The sequence below is a fragment of the Psychrobacter sp. P11G5 genome, from assembly GCF_001593305.1.
Classification (GTDB): Bacteria; Pseudomonadota; Gammaproteobacteria; order Pseudomonadales; family Moraxellaceae; genus Psychrobacter.
In genome coordinates this window covers 855,662-874,366 of the sequence record NZ_CP012533.1, presented here as the reverse complement: position 1 = coordinate 874,366, position 18,705 = coordinate 855,662, and the positions used below count along the sequence as shown (strand labels likewise).

Here is an 18,705-nt window from a genome sequence, read left to right as displayed (position 1 = left end):
TAATTCAGTATACAGAATATCCCTAAAACGAATTAACCTTTTAACGCTGACAATATCTGCTGCTTAACATCATCAATAGCTTGCGTGCCATCGAACTTGTCATATTTAGGCGCATTCTCGCCCTCTTTGGCTTTATCTTGATAAAAACCAACCAAGGTTGACGTCTGCTGATGATAAGTTGCAAGGCGCTCACGAATAGTAGATTCTTTGTCATCTTCACGTTGGATAAGTACTTCACCGGTCACATCGTCGATACCATTTTGCTTCGGTGGATTATGATCGACATGATATACACGGCCTGAACCTGGATGCTGGCGACGACCAGATAGGCGCTTTACGATCTCATCATCAGGTACACTGATCTCAACTACATGATCGATGGCAACATCAGCGTCTGCAAGCGCTTGAGCTTGGGGAATGGTACGCGGGAAACCATCAAGAATGCAGCCATTAGCACAATCAGGCTTAGAGATACGCTCTTTTACTAGGTTGATGATAAGATCATCAGAGACCAGTCCACCTGCATTCATAATGCCTTCAGCTTGTTTACCAAGCTCGCTACCTTCTTTAATCGCTGCACGTAGCATATCGCCAGTCGAGATTTGCGGGATATCAAATTCTTTAGAGATAAACTGTGCTTGGGTGCCTTTACCGGCGCCAGGTGGACCTAGCAAAATAATACGCATCATAATACGTCTCTCCTTGATGGATGGGATTTGGGGATTGGTTAATTGCGTGAATGCCGGATATACCTTACCTTGTGGCTTTATAAAGCTCAAGTATTTTTAGTACTAGTGTCGCCTGTAGATATGACTTATCTGTTCATGTAACGCAATTGCGCGCCGCAGTAATACGCTACAGCGCTTATGTCATGAGGCTTTTCAAAAGTTACGGTATCTGCTGATTTATTTCAACGTTAACTTGTTTTTGATCGGCACTAATCACGACTGGGTTGCCAGATAAGTCCCCTGACTCTGCACTTGCATTACCACTATGGCTAATACGAGCAATAACAGCCAGTTGAGTTTTTGCCGCACGTGCCGATTGTATCGTCCGCTCAGGCATCATAGCATCAAGATCACTTAAGCTAATACTGGCCTCACCTTGCTGAATCACACTAATAGGCAAACGCTTGGCTGCAAATGGTGGGCCGCCATTAACATCACGAATGGCAACAAATAGTACGTCATCGCCTTTGACTAATGGTAATAAGCTAGAATTGACCTTCACCGTTACATTAACACCCTCAGCCGCTTGTTGCTGCTGTGCTTTCACATTGGCACTTAGCTCATCTAGGCTGGTCAACGCTTTTGTATGATCACCCGGCTTGGCAGCAATACTAGCACGTAATCTCTGAATCCAGCCTTCTGCCTGCTCAAAGTTACTAGCACGTGCTTCACCCATTGCCATCAGCATCTGTGCGCCCTCATGCTGTGGGTTGTTGGCTAATACATCTTGTAGTACGCGACGACTAGTAGCATCTAGCTGGCCTTCGTTCGCAAAAAAGCTAATCTGCGCATAAGTGGTCGCAATCTCTTCATTATCAGGAGATAGACGATATGCCCTAGATAAAGCTTCTAATGCAGAGTCAGTCACTTCAAGCGATAAAAACAGCTCTGACAAGCGCATCCAGCGATTAGGGTCATCAGCATGACGATGGACGTTGGTCTGCATAGCTGTAATCAGCTGACGGCCATCTTCAATAGCCCACTCTGGTGGCTGATCAATCTTACCAGTCAATAAGTCGTCAGCTACTTGGCCAACTTTATCTTCTGCTTGCCATAGCTCAAATACTGGTGTGCGATCGCTAATCAATAAATACGCCATCGCTGCCAATACGGGTACCCAGATAGTAATTATTAAACGGCTTTTGATACCAGGGTTCACCATCGGAGCTGCTTCACGCTGGGCATCTAATAGCTGGCGCTCAAGCTCAAGCTTTTGGTTTTGGTAATGGTTATCATCAATGGTGCCGCTGTCTTTGTCGGTTTTAAGCTCCGCTAAACGTTCACGGAATACTGCCACGTTAATATCTAATAGTTGGTTATCTACGGGCTTATTTTTTATGCGCGTAGCGCGTAGCCATGGTGTAATAACGATGACAGCAAGTATCAATGCGATGAGTAAGCTTAGGGCAATAAATAAGCCAGCAGTAGAAAATACGGTCATTTTTTGTCCTCTGTGCTTGTGATGTCATAATCAGTGCTATTAGTACGTGATAATAGACGATCCAGTTCAGCCTTTTCTGCAGGGGTTAAAGCAGCGACAGTACTATCTACTATCGTACCGCTATCACCACTTGCAACCAGCTGTCGACGTTTGCTCTGCCAAAACCAGCCAGTAATCAAAACGATCAATAATAGTGGCGGAAAAAACCATAATATCCATGTTGACGGACGTACAGGTGGCTTATAGGTAATAAAATCACCGTAACGCTCTTGCATATAGCTGCGTATTTCAGCATCACTGCGCCCATCTTTAACAGAATCGTAAACTTTTTGCTTTAAGTCCTGCGCAATAGGTGCATCAGACCCTGCAAGGTTCTGGTTTTGACATTTAGGGCAACGCAGCTCCTCGATGAGACCACGATACTGAGCTTCTTGCTGCACTGAGTCAAAGTCATAAACATCGATTGCCGCATAAGCGGTCATGCTGAGTAGACATGCCAGTACAAAGCTTACTAGCCTTAACACTGTAGCGGTTCTTATCTGAGCAGCCTTCATTTGCATGCCTCCCCAACCTGACTTGGATCTGGACGATTACCATTTTTGTTAGCCTCATTGAGTACTGTCAAACAAGGCTTAATGCGTTCTTGCCAATTGGCTTCATTAACTTCACCAATGATATGCTGACGGATGATGCCGTCCCCATCGACTGTAAAAGTTTCAGGTGCGCCTGTCAGACCTAAGTCTAAAGCAAACTGACCTGACAGATCTTGAATAGACATTGAAAAAGGATCGCCACCTCGGTTCAAATAGCTGAATGCATCACCAATATCATCTTTATAATTAATACCTACCAAATTAACACCACGCTCCTCTAGCTGCATAAGAAACGGATGCTCAATGATACAAGTTGGACACCAAGAGCCCCAAATGTTCATCAAAAACGGCTCATCAGGTAAATTATCATTAGTCATGATACGGCTAGTATCTGCTAATAATGGCAGCTCAAAAGTAGGAACAGGACGCTCAAGAGCCATATTCGCTACAATATCGGTAGGCTTACCTAAACGCATATAAAGCATTACCATCAGTCCTAAAAACACGATAAGTGGAATCAGAAACCATACTTTTAATTGCTTTTTTTTGATAGTTTTATGACGGCGTTCATTGTCATTCTGCTTATTGGGATTAGTGGTGTTGTCTGATTCATTCATCTTACTTCTCCCCAAGCGTTGCAACAGGTGTCGCCGTACTAACTACAGTATCATCAGCAACTTGATGCGGTGATTTGGCTTTTTTAATGCGATAGCGTTTATCAAACATGCTGATCAGTGCACCTAAAGCCATGATAATCGAACCTAGCCATATCCAGCGAATCAAAGGTTTCACGTAGATACGTACAGCCCATTGATTACTATCTTCAGCGATCGGCTCACCAAGCGCTACATATAAATCGCGCATGAGACTGGCATCAATGGCCGCTTCAGTCATCGGCATCATACTAATGATATAGGTACGTTTTTCAGGATATAAAGTCGTGACAGCACGTCCGTCTTTAGTTATCTCAACCTCGGCTTGAATAGCATCAAAGTTGCTACCTTTGACCTCACGGAAGTCTCTCACGGTAAAATCATAACCTTGGACGTTGACGGTATCATTTGGCCCTAATGCCACATCACGCTCGATACTTAAGCTACTGGTAAAGGCAACCCCAATTACTGCGATTAAAACCCCAATATGAGCAGTTTGCTGGCCCCAATAGCTAAGACGTAATTGACGTAGACCATTCATTACATTTGGCGCATTCTTAGTCTTATCTCTAAAATCGATAATCATCCATAGTAGTACCCAAAAGCTTACAGCTAAGGTTACGCCGATATTAAGCATAGATGATGGATGGACAAAATAAGCAATAATCGCTGCTAATACCAGACTGCTGACTGCGATAACCATACCGACGCCCAACAATGGACGCTTGTCTTTTTTCCAGCGAATATTAGAGCCCATACCCATTGCGACTAGTAGCAACCAAGTCAGAGGTACAAATAATGCATTAAAGTAAGGAGGGCCGACTGATACCTGACCTAAATTGAAAGCGTCTGCAATGATCGGATAGAGAGTACCAAGCAGCACGACTAATGTGGCAATTAAAATAATGGCGTTATTGATAACCAAAAATGACTCACGTGAAATCAGCTGATATTGACTCTCAACCGTCAAGCGCCAACCACGTATTGCAAACATTAATAGACCACCACCCACGATAATGCCAAGGATGACTAGAATGACTAAACCACGTGTCGGATCGGCGGCGAACGAATGCACCGAAGTAATGACCCCTGAACGTACCAAAAACGTTCCTAGTAAACTCAGCGCAAAAGCGAAAATCGCTAGCATGATCGTCCATGCTTTGAATACACCGCGCTTTTCAGTAACCGCTAACGAATGTAGCAGCGCAGTACCAGCGAGCCACGGCATCAATGATGCGTTCTCTACTGGATCCCAAAACCACCAACCGCCCCAGCCAAGCTCATAATAAGCCCACCATGAGCCTAAGGCGATACCGATGGTTAAAAACCCCCAAGCAGCTAGTGCCCACGGACGTGACCAACGTGTCCACACCGCATCCAAGCGCCCTTCCCACAATGCTGCCATACAAAAGGCAAACGGCACGACCATGCCCACATAGCCCATATACAGCATAGGCGGATGAATAATCAGACCAAAATCTTGCAGCACAGGGTTTAGATCTGCACCATCAACAGGTATGTTCGGTAAGGTACGATTAAATGGTGATGAGGTAAAAATCAACATCGCTAGCATCATCATCTGTACCGCTGCCAAGATGACTAATACTCGTGCTCGCATCGATAACGGCAAACCGCGGCTAAAGTAAGATACTAGCGCGCACCATGTCGCCATGATGGTCATCCACAGCAGTAGAGACCCTTCATGCCCGCCCCAAGTTGCCGATAATTTGTAATACCAAGGCAACAAAGTGTTGGAGTGCTGCGCGACATAGACAAGGCTAAAATCATTATAATAAAAGCCTGCCATCAACGCTGAAAACGATACTATCATCGCGGCAAACTGCGCCCAAGCCAAACTTGGGGCCAGACGCTGCCAAGCGACTTGGTTGCGCATAACGCCAATAGTTGGTAATACTACCTGTAAAATAGCCAACACAAAGGCGGCCAGTAAGGCAAAATAACCCAATTCTGTGATTAACATACAATCTAACCCTGTTTACCCTAATACGGTCATAGTTTACTGTGGCGGATTGGGCTTTTTATTGGTTTAAAAGCACCTATAGCCTGCCCATTAAAAATCGCTACAACGGTAACCTCGCTAACCACAACAATGTATGGCTTGCGCTCAGCTTCCTTGTAACGACATTATCTTGGATTGACTATATAACTTAATATTGTTTTATAACTTAATGCTGTTTTTTTTCATGTTAGTTCAAGTCTTATATTATTCTAAGTCTATAATTGTAAAGCATATTTTCTCTTGATATCTTTTTTATTATTTTTCTCTTTCTCTTTTATTATTATCAAGTTATCTGCTATTGCACAGCCGGAAAGAACACCAAAACAAGGTGTAACCAACCTGCCAAAAATCCAGTCAAGCCGCCTAATACAATTAGTGTCATCTCATCTTCACGAAACGCTGGACGTAATAAGTTTTGAAACTCATAAGGTGACAAGGCTCTGATACGATCGCGAAACAGACCGAATATTTTACTGGCACGACTCTCATTAAGTTCAGGATCTCGTAGCGGCACCATGGTAGCAGTAATCGACTTATCAATGATCGTATTCTTTAATTGACCATATTCACGGCGACCCAGCCCCATACGCAAGGTCGTTCTGACCACTGGCGACTCTAACACTTGATAAAGATGCGACTTCATCAGCTCACGCGTTTGCGCAGCACGATCACCATACATCATCTCATTCATAATGTTCTCTAGAGTCACTAAATCAGTAACAACAATCTCAGCGAAAACCTCAGACACTTCTTCTTGACGCTTCATAAAGCCGCCTTGGAAACGGAACTGAGCGATATGTGGCAGCCTTGGCTTAATAAACGGAAAACCAGCACAACGTTCAAAAACCTTTATATAAGGGATAAAATGCGGCTCTACTGGATTAAATACCATCCAAATTGCAATCCAGTTAGTCAACAAGCCCCAAACAGCCGCGAAAAACGGTACCGTCCAATGCTGCGGTACAACTAAGAAAATAAACATCTGAATAATGCCAAAAATCAACCCGATCAAAGCACTGATATGCCAAATAAAGTTGATCTCACGTTGGCCAACCTTTAAAAACATATTGACCATTAAACGTCGATCGCTTTCCATCTTATTGACGATCATCTGACGCATATCGACCAAATCTTCGACATGGTAAGTCAAATCAGTCACCAACGACTGCATAATCTCTGGCAGCTCTTGATGCGCTTGGGCATAAATACGGCGCTTTAGAGCATAAGGCAGGTTGCCCCATAGCGCCCCTGAATGCTCGAGCATAATCTCGTCGATGAGCGGCTCAATATTTTTATCTACTGTATCAGTAATAAAAACAGCCATTTGCTCAGGTTCCATCGCTTGAACAAACTCGTCTAGTGAGCCAAGCTTTGAGAGCGTCTGATCAACGATAACCCCAGATATCTTGCCAGCTTTACGCGGGACAATACCTTGCCAGCCAATTCCAGGTAACCCAAAAAAAGGGAAATTAGGTATACGAATACCCCAAAACTTAATGGGGTAAAACAGCATTTTCAATGCCATCCATACATGCAACCATGTGACAAATGCGGTCACTGGTGGAATGGTCAGCATGGCAAAAAATTCTGGATGCTCAGCGAGCGTCTGCCATATTGAGGTTGCGACCATGACTCTTTTTACCTCTGACGTAACGATTATCGTTAATCTGTTGTCTTTTGTTAGAGTTATTAAGAAACGCTTAGGGTCTGTTACACATTCAAGTATTAGGACTGCCAGTACCACATTTGAATGTGCAACAGATCCTGATAAAAATAGCGCTTTAATGACAATTAAACACTATAAAATAAATCGCCTGATTTTAGCATACTTGCCATTTATTAGCACATATCCACCCTAGTCAAGTTGTGACTAGAGATGACAATATCATCTGTCCAATTTGTGTCTGATACCAATTATCGAGTGCATACAATGGCCTATGAGCAATGCTGTCACTAGCATGTAAGAAGCACATAAGAAATAAGTTGGCAAATTCAGCGTAACTTATTTCATTCTGTTATAATTTGTCCTATAGTGACAACGTCAATATATACTCAAACTTATGCTTAATTATTGTCAGACTACCTATGCTATGTAATTGAAATTGTTGATTTTATCATTTTTATATGACTAGCACTTGACCTAATGACTGGTAACATTATTCTCTCTATTAGGGTAATTCCTTCTTTATCCACTGCGCTCATTGGTACTAACTTTACATGAATAAATCGCTTATCCCAGATGCCGAAAATGTTAACCGCATTTTTACGCGCCGTATTCTCATTTTTGGTTTGTTAATTTTTTTGGGTATGTGTGTGTTATTACTGCGTTATGGATACCTGCAAGTGTATGCGCATGACAAATACAAGACTCAGGCAGACAATAATCGTATCAAGCTCATATCTGCACCGCCAAGCCGTGGCTATATCTATGATCGTAATGGTATTTTGCTCGCTGACAATCAGCCTGTATTCACTGCCATGCTCAGCCCCGATGAAGTAGAAGACCCAGAGCGTACTTTAAACTTGCTTGCCCCTATTTTTGACTTAACGGATACTGATATTACTGATATTTTGGCGCGGTTGAGTAAAAGCAAAAATGATCCGGTGACCGTCAAGATTGATTTAACAGATAAGCAACTGGCACAGTTTAGTGAGCGTAAACCGTTTTTCCGTGGCGTTACCATTCAGAGTAAACTGACCCGCTCCTACCCCTACGATGAGCTATTCGCACACGTTATCGGCTATGTTGGGCGTATCAACGACAAAGAAACTAAGCGTATCGATAAAGATCGTTATGCTGGTACTGACCTTATCGGCAAAATTGGTATTGAAGACTTTTATGAAGATATCTTGCTTGGCCAACCGGGCTACCAATCGGTAGAAACCGATGTCCATGGTAATATTCTGCGTCAATTAGATACCAAGCCGCCAGTTTCTGGTAACGATATTACCTTGAGCTTAGATTATGGCTTGCAAACGATCGCCCAGCAGCAGCTTGACGGTCGCCGCGGTGCCATTGTAGCGATAGATCCAAAAAACGGTGACGTACTCGCATTCGTGAGTAATCCAAGTTACGACCCCAACCCTTTTATTTCTGGCATTTCCTTTAAAGATTATGGGGCGCTACAAGATGATCTTGATCAGCCCCTCTATAATCGCGCTCTACAAGGTATGTACCCACCTGCCTCTACCATTAAACCATTTGAAGGTTTAGGTGCGCTACACTATGGATTGCGAGATTGGAATACGACTATCTATGATCCCGGTTATTTTAGCTTACCTGGTGACTCGCATCGTTTTCGTGATTGGAAACGTGGCGGTCATGGCTCGGTAGATTTAAAGAAATCTATCGTCATGTCAGTCGATACTTATTATTATAAACTCGCTTATGAGATGGGTATCCAGCGTTTACATGATTGGATGGTGCGCTTTGGTTTTGGTGAAGAGACGGGAATTGATTTGCCCAATGAGAAGTCTGGCATTATGCCCTCACCGAAGTGGAAAAAAGACACCTACGATAAAGGCTGGCTACCAGGCGAGACTATCTCTGTCAGTATTGGACAAGGTTACTTTCTAGTCACACCGCTACAGATTGCTAATGCGACTGCTATGACGGCTAACAAGGGCAATCACATAACGCCGCATTTGTTAAAAGACAGTGATGGTGCAGCAGAGGTCAACGTCATTACCAAGCCCGATGGTAAAATTGATTATAATGGCAAGCCCTCTGACTGGACGCGTATGCATGATGCGATGGAAGAGACGGTCAAAGCTGGTACTGCTCGCGGTATTTACACGCCGCGCTACCGTATCGCTGGCAAGACTGGTACGGCACAGGTTAAATCTATCGCTCAAGGTAAACGCTACGATAAATCTGCGATAGACAAGCGCCATTGGGATCATGCTTGGTTTAATGGTTTTGCCCCTGTTGAAGACCCACAAATCGCTCTCGCTGTATTGGTTGAGAATGGTGGCGGCGGTAGCGCAGTAGCGGCTCCCATCGGACGTGCTCTATTCGATTATTGGGTATTACAGCGCAAAAGCGACCCCATCTTGCCACCAACTCCTGATGAGTTAAAAGCTATTAAACGCCAAAAGGCATTGGACAAAGCCGCTCGTGATGCCATCCGCGACCAAGAACAAGCACGGGCAGAAAAATTAAAAGAACAGACAGAAGCGGAAGCAGCAACCACTACAGCGACCGAATAAAGAATAACAATTATGAAAAAAACAACGACAAAAGCATCAGCATCGCGTAGCACCAAGCGTAATGCGACTCATAAAAAACCAGTTTCTGCTGGTAATGTGCGTATTATCGGCGGGCAGTTTAAACGTCGTAGCATAAATTTTATCGATGCTGATGGCTTGCGACCGACCCCAGATCGCTTGCGGGAGACGCTGTTTAACTGGCTACTTGCCGACATGCATGGCGCACGTGTACTAGATAGCTGTGCAGGTAGCGGGGTGTTGGGCTTTGAGGCGTTATCTCGCGGCGCGGCGCATTGCACCTTCATTGAAACCAATCAAGCCCAATACCAAATGCTACTGCAAAGCGCGCAGCAGTTGAACATCGATACTGATAGCTATCAAGTTTTTCACGGTAACGCTGAGCAGGTCTTATCTCAGAATAGTAATTTCAAGCATCCGTTCGATATCGTTTTTATTGACCCACCCTATGCAAAGGATTTATGGCAACCCATTTTAACTGCCTTAATTGAACAGTTATTAATTACGACAGAAACGCTGATTTATTTAGAAGCTGATAAAGATTTAAATAAACAATTAGCTGAATTGATCGAGTCTCTTAGCTTATTACCTGCAATGCAAGGCTTGAAAAGGTTTGAATGTCTCAAGCAGACCAAAGTCGGACAAGTTGTCGCTGGACTTTATCGTCTATCATCGTCATAATTGTCTGGTTAATAAAAACGATTAACAAATTTTACAAATGTTTAAAACCGCTAAAAAACTGGCCAACGCTGCAGTTTAATGTATATAAGGCGAAAATAAACCCCAATGCAGCTTGCAAGCGTAGGCGCTACTGCTTATAATGTGCAGTCTGTTTTTTGAGAGCCCCGTTCCCAGCTAAACTCTCAACGAATTCTAATTTTAAGGTTTTATCATGAAAACACTTAGTGCAAAACCAGCTGAAGTGACCCATGACTGGTATGTCGTAGATGCTGACGGCAAAACCCTTGGTCGCTTAGCCACTCAAATTGCTACTCGCTTACGTGGCAAGCATAAGACTTCTTATACTCCGCACGTAGATACTGGTGACTTTATTGTTGTCATCAACGCAGAAAAAATCGCGGTAACGGGTAAAAAAGCACAAGATAAAAAGTATTATCGTCACAGTGGCTACCCAGGCGGTATTAAAGAAACCAACTTCACAAAGCTGATTGCACATAAGCCTGAAGATGTTCTACACAAAGCAGTTAAGGGTATGCTTCCAAAAGGTCCTCTTGGCTATGCGATGATTAAGAAGCTAAAGCTATATGCAGGTACTGAACATCCACATACTGCACAGCAACCTAAAGAACTAGACATCTAAGGAGTCACTTATGGAACGCAATTACGGAACTGGTCGCCGCAAGACGTCTACTGCTCGTGTCTTTTTAGCGAAAGGTACTGGTAGCATTGTCGTTAACGGCAAGCCACTTGATGAATATTTTAGCCGTGAAACTTCACGTATGGTTGTTCGTCAGCCATTAGAGCTACTTGATTCTTCTAACGCATATGATTTTTTTATTACTGTTAAAGGTGGTGGTATTAGTGGTCAAGCGGGCGCTATTCGCCACGGTATCACTCGTGCACTAATCGAGCTTGACGATACTAACAAGCCTGCGCTAAAAGCAGCTGGCTTTGTTACTCGTGATTCACGTCAAGTTGAACGTAAGAAATTGGGCCTACGTAAAGCACGTAAACGTCCACAATTCTCAAAACGTTAATCAAAGCTATCTCTTATTTTCTTGCTATTATTGTCTTTATCTCAGAGTTACAGTAACAGCAGCAAGTAAAAGAATAGATTTGCAAAACCTTATAAGCTGGTCACAGCTTATAAGGTTTTTTTATGCGTGTTGGAAAAAGCTGTTAAATATTTACCTTTCTATAAATGCGCTTTGATAAAACTAACTTGCAAACAGGCTACCGCTACCCCATCATAATAATAACTTTTCATCATTAGCCCCGATGCTATAAACCTGTGCTGCAAAAGGACACTATGAAAGCGCCCGAACAATACGATCCGAGTAAACCATCCTTAAAGAGTAGCACGCCGCCGCAGAGCATGCAGCAGTCTGCTAAATCGCCAGCAATACCTATTGGTACGCCAACAATTACGCAAACTCATAAACGTACTGCGCAAGCAGAAAAAAAGCCGTTTCAGTGGCAATTTTTATTGCCTAAATACTGGGGGATTTGGTTATTATTGGTTATTTTTTTACCGATGATATATCTACCGCTACGTTGGCAGTTTTGGTTAGGTCGTAAGCTCGGTATTTTGATTTATAAAGTTGCAGGCTCGCGGCGACGTGATACGCTGATTAACTTAAGGCTGGCTTTTCCAGAGAAGCCGGAAGCCGAGCGTGAATTGATGGCCAAGCAAGTCTTCGTCAATCAAGGTATTGGTGTATTTGAAACCTTATGCGCTTGGTTTCGCCCTAATGTCTTTACCCGCACTGTCTCTATTTCGGGCTTACAGCATTTAGTTAATGCTCAAAATGAAAATCGTCCTGTTATTTTATTGGGCGCACATTATACGATGCTCGACTTAGGTGGCTTGTTTTGTGCCCAATTTTTTCCCTTAGACTGTATGTATCGTACACAAAATAATCCTCTACTCGATTGGTTTATTTATAATGGTCGTACCAATATTTTTGGTAAGCAAATCTCCAGTCGTGATATGCGCAGTTTAGTCAGTTCTATCAAAGCTGGACATGTGATTTGGTACTCTCCCGATCAAGACTACGGTCTTAAGCAAGGCGTGATGGCACCATTTTTTGGCGTGCCAGCAGCCACTATCACGGCTTCGCGGCGTATGGCCAAGTTAGGCGACAAGCAGCATCCACCAGCGCTAATGGCACTGCATACCTATCGGCAAACGCCAGATAATCTACCAAGCGGTAAAAGGCCACATTATCATCTCACGATTACACCAGAACTGGATAACTATCCCAGTAATGATGAGGTCGCTGATGCTACACGCGTCAATGAAGTGCTAGAAGGATTAGTTCGTATTGATCCAACTCAGTGGATGTGGTTTCACCGTCGCTTTAAAAATAGCCCTGAAGGTCGTACCGATATCTATAAGTAGGCTTTTATTCCTAAGAAAATGACTGGGAAAATTTGCTATACTTTGCCCCATTAAATCGAGTCGTTTACTCAAGTGATTGATATCATATTAACGATAATCGAATAAACCAAAAATTAAACCAACAACGGATTTTTCATGAGCAATCAAACTGACGCACCTATAGATATACCTAAAAAAGAAACCAAACGTATTCTAACGGGCATTAAACCAACGGGCATTCCACACTTGGGTAATTACGTTGGTGCGATTCGTCCAGCAATTGAATCCATTCAAAATAGTGATCATGAAGCATTTTTCTTTTTGGCAGATTATCATGGTATTATCGGCTGTTATGACCCTGCTATCATTCATGAGTCAACCAAAGCGATTGCTGCGACTTGGATTGCATGTGGCCTTGATCCTGAGCGCGTAACTTTCTATCGTCAGTCAGATGTACCTGAGATTTCTGAGTTAGCTTGGATTTTAAATTGCTCATGTGCCAAAGGGTTAATGAACCGGGCGCATGCTTATAAGGCTGCAGTCGATATCAATACAGAAAAGGCAGACGTCGATCCAGATCAAGGGGTTACGATGGGCCTGTTTGGTTATCCCGTCCTTATGGCAGCAGATATCTTGATGTTTAATGCTACCCATGTGCCAGTAGGTCGCGACCAAGTACAGCATATTGAGATGGCACGTGATATTGCCGGTACCTTTAACCATCGTTATAAAACCCTCTTTACGCTACCCTCAGCGGTCGTTGATGAAGACATCCCGCTACTAACAGGGCTTGATGGTCGCAAAATGAGTAAGAGCTATAGCAATACTATTCCTCTATTTGGTGAACCTAATCCGCAAGTCAGTCCTGAAAAGCAGATGCATAAAGCTATTATGAAAATTGTGACCAACTCACAGCTTCCTTCCGAGCCAAAAGATCCTGATGACTCTGCTATCTTTGAGATTTACAAAGCCTTTGCTACTTCTGAAGAGATTGCTGATATGCGTGCGCAGTATGCCGCAGGTATCGGCTGGGGTGATGCCAAGCAAGTGTTGTTTGACAAAATTAATAACGAGATTGCGCCATTCCGTGCTCGTTATGAAGAACTAATGGCCAATCCAAAAGAGTTGGAAGAAATCTTACAAATGGGCGCAGACAAAGCTCGTCGCCATAGCCGTAAACAACTAGACAAAACTCGCCGTGCCATTGGTATCCGTCCGCTTGCCAAACTTAAATAGTGGCTTAATATAAACAATTATTTTGTATGAATAGTCATATGGCTCAAACAACCATTTGATTATCATAACTTGTCGTAATCAAGGCGGATATTAAACGTGCAGACTGAGCTAGAAAACAAACAATCGGCTTTGCCAAAAGCTGTCTTGTCTGCAGCCGTGAATCGAGCCTCTGAGTCACTATCTGATGACAACGAACATGATGGCTCAGTTATCCACGACATGTCTCTGCGCATTTATCAGACACCAGTGCAGCAGCTGCCTGAAGATCTCTATGTGCCACCGCAAGCGTTTGCTATTTGGCTAGAACAGTTTGCTGGGCCATTAGATTTTTTATTATATTTGGTCAAAAAAAACAACGTCGACTTGACGCAAATGCCGATATTGCCTATTACAGAGCAGTACTTGGCTTATATTAGTGAGTTGGATACAGAGCATTTTGAGTTAGCGGGTGACTATCTACTGATGGCCTCGACATTGATTGCGATCAAAACGGAGCTTCTGCTACCTTCGTCTGAAACACCTAGCGATGAGCGTGATCCAAAAGCAGAGCTGATTGAGCGTTTGGAAGAGTATGCGCAAATAAAAGCAGCCAGCCAGCGCTTGGACAATCTAGTCCGTCTTGAACGCGATGTGTTTTTAGCGATGGTGAGTATGCCTAGCCAAGACATTATGAATGCTGAATTACCGAACTACTCACCTACCTTATTAATCGATAGCTTGTTTAAAATGCAGCTACAGCCAGACTATCAAATGCATACCATCAAGATCGATGCGGTACCACTTGCTGACCGTATTGCCAGTATTAGTAGGCAATTAAGCACTGATGGCATGCGTTCCTTTTATGAGCTATTAGATAAAGCACAGGGTAAGATAGGTATTGTGGTTAGCTTTGTCGCGGTGTTAGAGTTGATGAAGCGTCAGTTAGTTGGTGTAGTAAATGCAGATTCAGACATAGATACTACCGTAGCAAGTACGGCTGTTGTTAATCATTCTGCAACAGACAATCAAATCGGGCAGTTAACGTTACAGTGGCTGGCTTAATCGTTTTTTACTTATTTATTTGTACGAACTATAATTTCAAAAAGAGCCGTTTTCTAATGACAGATATTGACGATACAAAGCACAGTGCTAAAGGACAAAAACCGGTATCGGCAATGTTACCTTCTTCTGTTGAAGAGCATCATCATTATCTTGAAGATTTGAGCAAACATATTGAAGTACTGTTGCATGCGTCAGAAGCACCACTCACTACGAACGCCATCAAGAAGCATTTATCTTTATCTAATAAAGAGTTAAAGCAAGCTTTAGAGTTATTACAGCTACGCTTAGACGCTGGTGTTATGAGATTGCATGAGACTGCCAGCGGTTATCGCCTACAAATAGCAGATAGTTATAGTGCGTTGATACAACGCGTTTTTCCGCAACGTCAAGAACGCCTGAGCCAAGCGTTGCTTGAGACTCTGAGCGTCATTGCTTACAAACAACCAGTGACACGCAGCGACATCGAATATGTACGCGGTGTGACCCTATCTAGCAATATATTGCGTCAGCTATTTGATAAAGGCTGGATAAAGGAAGATGGCTATAAAGAAACGTTGGGTCGTCCAGCATTGTTACATACTACAGCGCAATTCTTAGATGCATTTGGACTGACTAATTTAGACGAGTTGCCACCAATGCCGGATATATCAGCTATTGGTGGCGAATCTTAAGTTCTAATTAATACAATGGCAAATATTATGCTTGAATTGAGCTGTCTATTTTAGCAAATACCGTATTTATTGCCTGAACCGTTTTTTCGATTTCGGCTTCGGTAAGTGTTGGGTGTACTAAGAACATTAAGCTAGTCTCTCCAAGCTCCTTTGCAACAGGCAATCTAGTCTCAGGACGCAGCCCTGTGCCATCGAATGCTTTTTCTAAATAAACCTCAGATGCCGATCCAGAAAAACAAGGCACTTCTAGCTGACTGATTTCCTCGATAATACGGTCCCGTGACCAACCCTCAGGCAGGTTATCAGCATTTACATAAACATATAGCTTATAGTATGCATGCTTAGAATCTGCAAATGCTGGGGTTTCTTCTAACTTTGGCGCATGCAAATAACCTTTATCTTCCCATTGGGTACACGCTTGCAAAATTGCTTGCGCATTTGCAGTACGCTTAGCGGTCCAATCCGACATTCTCTCAAGCTGAATACGTCCTATTACTGCTTGCATCTCAGTCATTCGCCAGTTAGTACCGAAGCTCTCATGTAACCAACGATAGCCAGGTGGGTGCTCTTTTTCATATACAGCAGCGTAGCTCTTACCATGATCTTTATACGCCCACATCTTACGCCATAGATTTTCGTCATTAGTAGTAACCATCCCGCCTTCGCCACCAGTCGTCATAATCTTATCTTGGCAAAAGCTCCATGCGCCAATATGACCAATACTACCAACACTACGGCCTTTATAGTGAGCGCCATGCGCTTGTGCACAGTCTTCAATGACGTATAGATTATGCTTGTCTGCAAGCGCCATCATGCCATCCATATCGCATGGCCAGCCGGCTAGATGCACGCACACGATACCTTTGGTTTTGCCTGTTATAACGGCAGCAATCGTTTCTGGAGTAATGTTACCAGTAGACTCATCAACATCCGCAAACACAGGCGTAGCGCCCGCATTTACTACACTAGAAATACTAGCAATAAAAGTACGCGGAGTAACAATAACTTCATCACCTACGCCGATTTCTAGCGCTTGTAAAGCCACATCCAATGCTAAAGTACCATTGCCCAACGCTATAGCATACTTACTATCTGACCAATCAGCGAATTCTTGCTCAAATTGACGACACTCTTGGCCTGTCCAGTAATTTACTTTATTAGACAGTAGCACTTTACTGACAGCATCAGCCTCTTCTTGGGTAAAACTTGGCCAAGGTGAAAAAGGTGAATTTAGCATGTGACTTCCTCATTGTAGTATTGGAAATTAATTATTAATAATTTTTGATTTTATTCTATCTTTGTTATTTTATATGCAGTGTGCGAGAAATAGTAATTGTTAAAAACCCTTCAAGAGTATTGCTAATATCGAAACAACAATAACGACCAGTTAATAACACACCCTATTGTATAACATCATCTAAGAAGCTCGATGGATAAACTATACTATGTTTTAATGACACAAAAGAAAAGCGATCTTCAATATCATCAATCTCACTCTCAAGCTTTGAAAACTGTAAAAACCAATCTTCGAGATAAAAAATATAATTAAATATTTTTTTACTCATAGCCATATCTATATTGTTATTGTTCAACAAAAAATTAAGTTCTTCATAAATTTTTTCATTCGCATGAAAAATATGCAAAGCCTGATGATAGGTCAAGCCCTGTTGGTAGACCTTATAAGCCGCTTCAGAGCGTTTGATATTATTAATAAGCGCATTGTGTATAAGAATCATGATATTTCCAAGTGTTGATATATAAATAATTTAGTGGGATTTTTCTATATATTCTTTAATCCGAATATAATACAAACTTCTAGCCATATCAAACATTAAATTAACTAAGCCAACTAAAATCAGAGCAAATACATATTAAATGCTCTAACAATGACTATTGAATTATAAAGTATTGAGAAAATTTTCAATACTCAGTCTATTCACACAAAAACTAGATAAGTCAGCCATTTTTGTTAAAGTGCTGTTTACAAAGTTCTATCCAATTTTTAATATAGCAAAAACCTGAAGTAACATTTTTTATAGCAAATTTTTATTTCTTCCGAAATGCGTATCTAGATAAATAAATTAAATGATAAATCACAGCGTAACCAATACATAGTATTGCGACATCTTGAAGCAAACTTACCAATACTTTTGCAGCGAAAGTATATGGACTACTAGTTAATGACGGATACCATCTTAAAAAAGTATCCATATTCCATAGTATTGACAAAATGGCAATGGAACTAACTATTAATAGGCTATGCTTTCTTGCTAATACTGGCTTTGTTACACTATCTTCTGCTTGTCTATCTAAGACTTGATTACTACTCTTCAATCCATGATTACTACGCTGCCAAGACTTAAAATGTACTACGGCAAACCAAAACAGTGCCAACAACCCTGCCATCGAACTTAAGTACTGCAGCAGCCGAGAAATAGTTGTTCCTTTAAAGGGATAAAAATATAAAGGATACTGTAACCAATCTATACGCTGTGCAATAAATCCATCGGCATGAGTAATACCATCCCAAACTAGATGGGTAGCTGCACCTAAGATCAACCCAAATACTACGGTTGGCCAAAATGAGCTTAACAAATGGTTAGTACGCTTCTTTAGTCCTGCAAAAGACCAATATCTAGGAGTATAACCAGTAATTTGTCGTTCCCTACTAGATAAATTCGTCCCTAGCTCTTCATATCTTTGCTCATAAGGGTCTTCTCTAAACCCTTTTATAAACGGTTGAATAAGTGCAAAAGCAGCAGGTTTCAATAACCAATACCATAGTGCAAATACCAATAAGCCCCATGGTAAACAATACGTAAGTAAACCTGCCCACTCATGGGATTGACGAGAAAACGAGTCAGGAATATTCAAATAATAATGTAAATCTGGCATCATGGTGCCAATGAGTAATGCCTCAAATTGCAACCAACGTCTAATAGGATAAAACGGCAATGCTGCTGCCATATGAGCTGGTGTAAAAGCCATTTGTAATCTACTCTATTATTTGTGTTAAACGAAAAGTCAAAAATCT

17 protein-coding genes are annotated in these 18,705 nt (G+C 42.3%); 8 read left to right on the top strand and 9 right to left on the bottom strand.

The window, feature by feature from the left end; translation table 11 throughout:
• Positions 1-32 precede the first annotated feature (32 nt).
• From adk to AK825_RS03740, 6 genes are all read right to left on the bottom strand, one after another.
• Entirely contained in the window at positions 33-689 is a 657-nt protein-coding gene (gene adk / locus AK825_RS03765; RefSeq protein ID WP_068034822.1) for an adenylate kinase, read from the bottom strand.
• Between the two features lie 199 nt (positions 690-888).
• Entirely contained in the window at positions 889-2,169 is a 1,281-nt protein-coding gene (gene ccmI / locus AK825_RS03760; RefSeq protein WP_068034821.1) for a c-type cytochrome biogenesis protein CcmI, read from the bottom strand.
• Entirely contained in the window at positions 2,166-2,723 is a 558-nt protein-coding gene (locus AK825_RS03755; protein WP_068034820.1) for a cytochrome c-type biogenesis protein, read from the bottom strand. The genes ccmI and AK825_RS03755 overlap by 4 nt, the downstream gene beginning before the upstream one ends.
• Positions 2,720-3,379: a DsbE family thiol:disulfide interchange protein gene (locus AK825_RS03750; protein ID WP_082785627.1), complete on the bottom strand. Its 660-nt coding sequence runs from the start codon at positions 3,377-3,379 to the stop codon at positions 2,720-2,722. The genes AK825_RS03755 and AK825_RS03750 overlap by 4 nt, the downstream gene beginning before the upstream one ends.
• Position 3,380: 1 nt before the next feature.
• The gene (locus AK825_RS03745; protein ID WP_068034819.1) at positions 3,381-5,396 is read right to left on the bottom strand and encodes a heme lyase CcmF/NrfE family subunit; all 2,016 of its coding nucleotides are present in this window, start codon (positions 5,394-5,396) and stop codon (positions 3,381-3,383) included.
• Positions 5,397-5,730: 334 nt separating this feature from the next.
• A complete protein-coding gene (locus AK825_RS03740) occupies positions 5,731-7,065 on the bottom strand; it encodes a hypothetical protein (protein ID WP_068034818.1) in 1,335 nt (444 codons plus the stop codon).
• A 587-nt stretch (positions 7,066-7,652) separates the two neighbouring features.
• Here AK825_RS03740 and mrdA point away from each other — a divergent pair.
• The 8 genes from mrdA (at position 7,653) to scpB (ending at position 15,671) form a co-directional block, all read left to right on the top strand.
• Entirely contained in the window at positions 7,653-9,644 is a 1,992-nt protein-coding gene (gene mrdA / locus AK825_RS03735; protein ID WP_068034817.1) for a penicillin-binding protein 2, read from the top strand.
• 12 nt (positions 9,645-9,656) lie between these two features.
• Positions 9,657-10,343, top strand: coding sequence for a 16S rRNA (guanine(966)-N(2))-methyltransferase RsmD (gene rsmD / locus AK825_RS03730; protein WP_068034816.1), 687 nt, complete (start codon positions 9,657-9,659; stop codon positions 10,341-10,343).
• A gap of 211 nt (positions 10,344-10,554) precedes the next feature.
• Complete coding sequence (gene rplM / locus AK825_RS03725) at positions 10,555-10,983, top strand: 50S ribosomal protein L13 (protein WP_068034815.1); 429 nt, start codon at positions 10,555-10,557, stop codon at positions 10,981-10,983.
• A 10-nt stretch (positions 10,984-10,993) separates the two neighbouring features.
• Positions 10,994-11,380: a 30S ribosomal protein S9 gene (rpsI, locus tag AK825_RS03720; protein ID WP_068034814.1), complete on the top strand. Its 387-nt coding sequence runs from the start codon at positions 10,994-10,996 to the stop codon at positions 11,378-11,380.
• Between the two features lie 272 nt (positions 11,381-11,652).
• Positions 11,653-12,744, top strand: coding sequence for a lysophospholipid acyltransferase family protein (locus AK825_RS03715; RefSeq protein WP_068034813.1), 1,092 nt, complete (start codon positions 11,653-11,655; stop codon positions 12,742-12,744).
• 135 nt (positions 12,745-12,879) lie between these two features.
• Positions 12,880-13,959 carry a tryptophan--tRNA ligase gene (locus tag AK825_RS03710; protein WP_068034812.1) on the top strand — a complete coding sequence of 360 codons (1,080 nt, stop codon included), beginning with the start codon at positions 12,880-12,882 and terminating at the stop codon, positions 13,957-13,959.
• 219 nt (positions 13,960-14,178) lie between these two features.
• Positions 14,179-15,000 carry a segregation/condensation protein A gene (locus AK825_RS03705; RefSeq protein ID WP_068039003.1) on the top strand — a complete coding sequence of 274 codons (822 nt, stop codon included), beginning with the start codon at positions 14,179-14,181 and terminating at the stop codon, positions 14,998-15,000.
• 113 nt (positions 15,001-15,113) lie between these two features.
• The gene (gene scpB, locus AK825_RS03700; protein WP_068039000.1) at positions 15,114-15,671 is read left to right on the top strand and encodes an SMC-Scp complex subunit ScpB; all 558 of its coding nucleotides are present in this window, start codon (positions 15,114-15,116) and stop codon (positions 15,669-15,671) included.
• 25 nt (positions 15,672-15,696) lie between these two features.
• Here the strand turns inward: scpB and AK825_RS03695 are convergent, their stop codons facing one another.
• The 3 genes from AK825_RS03695 to AK825_RS03685 form a co-directional block, all read right to left on the bottom strand.
• Entirely contained in the window at positions 15,697-16,908 is a 1,212-nt protein-coding gene (locus tag AK825_RS03695) for a DegT/DnrJ/EryC1/StrS aminotransferase family protein (protein WP_068034811.1), read from the bottom strand.
• Between the two features lie 163 nt (positions 16,909-17,071).
• Positions 17,072-17,407, bottom strand: a complete 336-nt coding sequence (locus AK825_RS03690) for a hypothetical protein (RefSeq protein WP_068034810.1) — start codon at positions 17,405-17,407, stop codon at positions 17,072-17,074.
• A gap of 310 nt (positions 17,408-17,717) precedes the next feature.
• Positions 17,718-18,659 (bottom strand): DUF4184 family protein, encoded by a 942-nt coding sequence (locus AK825_RS03685; RefSeq protein ID WP_068034809.1) that lies wholly within the window; start codon positions 18,657-18,659, stop codon positions 17,718-17,720.
• Between the last annotated feature and the right edge of the window lie 46 nt (positions 18,660-18,705).

What these genes read in the sequence shown, in the direction of transcription:
- AK825_RS03745 (WP_068034819.1), bottom strand. Translation starts at nt 5,396, where the DNA reads ATGTTAATCACAGAATTGGGTTATTTTGCCTTACTGGCCGCCTTTGTG.
- AK825_RS03710 (WP_068034812.1), top strand. Translation starts at nt 12,880, where the DNA reads ATGAGCAATCAAACTGACGCACCTATAGATATACCTAAAAAAGAAACC.
- adk (WP_068034822.1), bottom strand. Translation starts at nt 689, where the DNA reads ATGATGCGTATTATTTTGCTAGGTCCACCTGGCGCCGGTAAAGGCACC.
- rpsI (WP_068034814.1), top strand. Translation starts at nt 10,994, where the DNA reads ATGGAACGCAATTACGGAACTGGTCGCCGCAAGACGTCTACTGCTCGT.
- scpB (WP_068039000.1), top strand. Translation starts at nt 15,114, where the DNA reads ATGTTACCTTCTTCTGTTGAAGAGCATCATCATTATCTTGAAGATTTG.
- AK825_RS03705 (WP_068039003.1), top strand. Translation starts at nt 14,179, where the DNA reads ATGTCTCTGCGCATTTATCAGACACCAGTGCAGCAGCTGCCTGAAGAT.
- AK825_RS03715 (WP_068034813.1), top strand. Translation starts at nt 11,653, where the DNA reads ATGAAAGCGCCCGAACAATACGATCCGAGTAAACCATCCTTAAAGAGT.
- rsmD (WP_068034816.1), top strand. Translation starts at nt 9,657, where the DNA reads ATGAAAAAAACAACGACAAAAGCATCAGCATCGCGTAGCACCAAGCGT.
- AK825_RS03695 (WP_068034811.1), bottom strand. Translation starts at nt 16,908, where the DNA reads ATGCTAAATTCACCTTTTTCACCTTGGCCAAGTTTTACCCAAGAAGAG.
- rplM (WP_068034815.1), top strand. Translation starts at nt 10,555, where the DNA reads ATGAAAACACTTAGTGCAAAACCAGCTGAAGTGACCCATGACTGGTAT.
- AK825_RS03685 (WP_068034809.1), bottom strand. Translation starts at nt 18,659, where the DNA reads ATGGCTTTTACACCAGCTCATATGGCAGCAGCATTGCCGTTTTATCCT.
- AK825_RS03740 (WP_068034818.1), bottom strand. Translation starts at nt 7,065, where the DNA reads ATGGTCGCAACCTCAATATGGCAGACGCTCGCTGAGCATCCAGAATTT.
- mrdA (WP_068034817.1), top strand. Translation starts at nt 7,653, where the DNA reads ATGAATAAATCGCTTATCCCAGATGCCGAAAATGTTAACCGCATTTTT.
- ccmI (WP_068034821.1), bottom strand. Translation starts at nt 2,169, where the DNA reads ATGACCGTATTTTCTACTGCTGGCTTATTTATTGCCCTAAGCTTACTC.
- AK825_RS03750 (WP_082785627.1), bottom strand. Translation starts at nt 3,379, where the DNA reads ATGAATGAATCAGACAACACCACTAATCCCAATAAGCAGAATGACAAT.
- AK825_RS03690 (WP_068034810.1), bottom strand. Translation starts at nt 17,407, where the DNA reads ATGATTCTTATACACAATGCGCTTATTAATAATATCAAACGCTCTGAA.
- AK825_RS03755 (WP_068034820.1), bottom strand. Translation starts at nt 2,723, where the DNA reads ATGAAGGCTGCTCAGATAAGAACCGCTACAGTGTTAAGGCTAGTAAGC.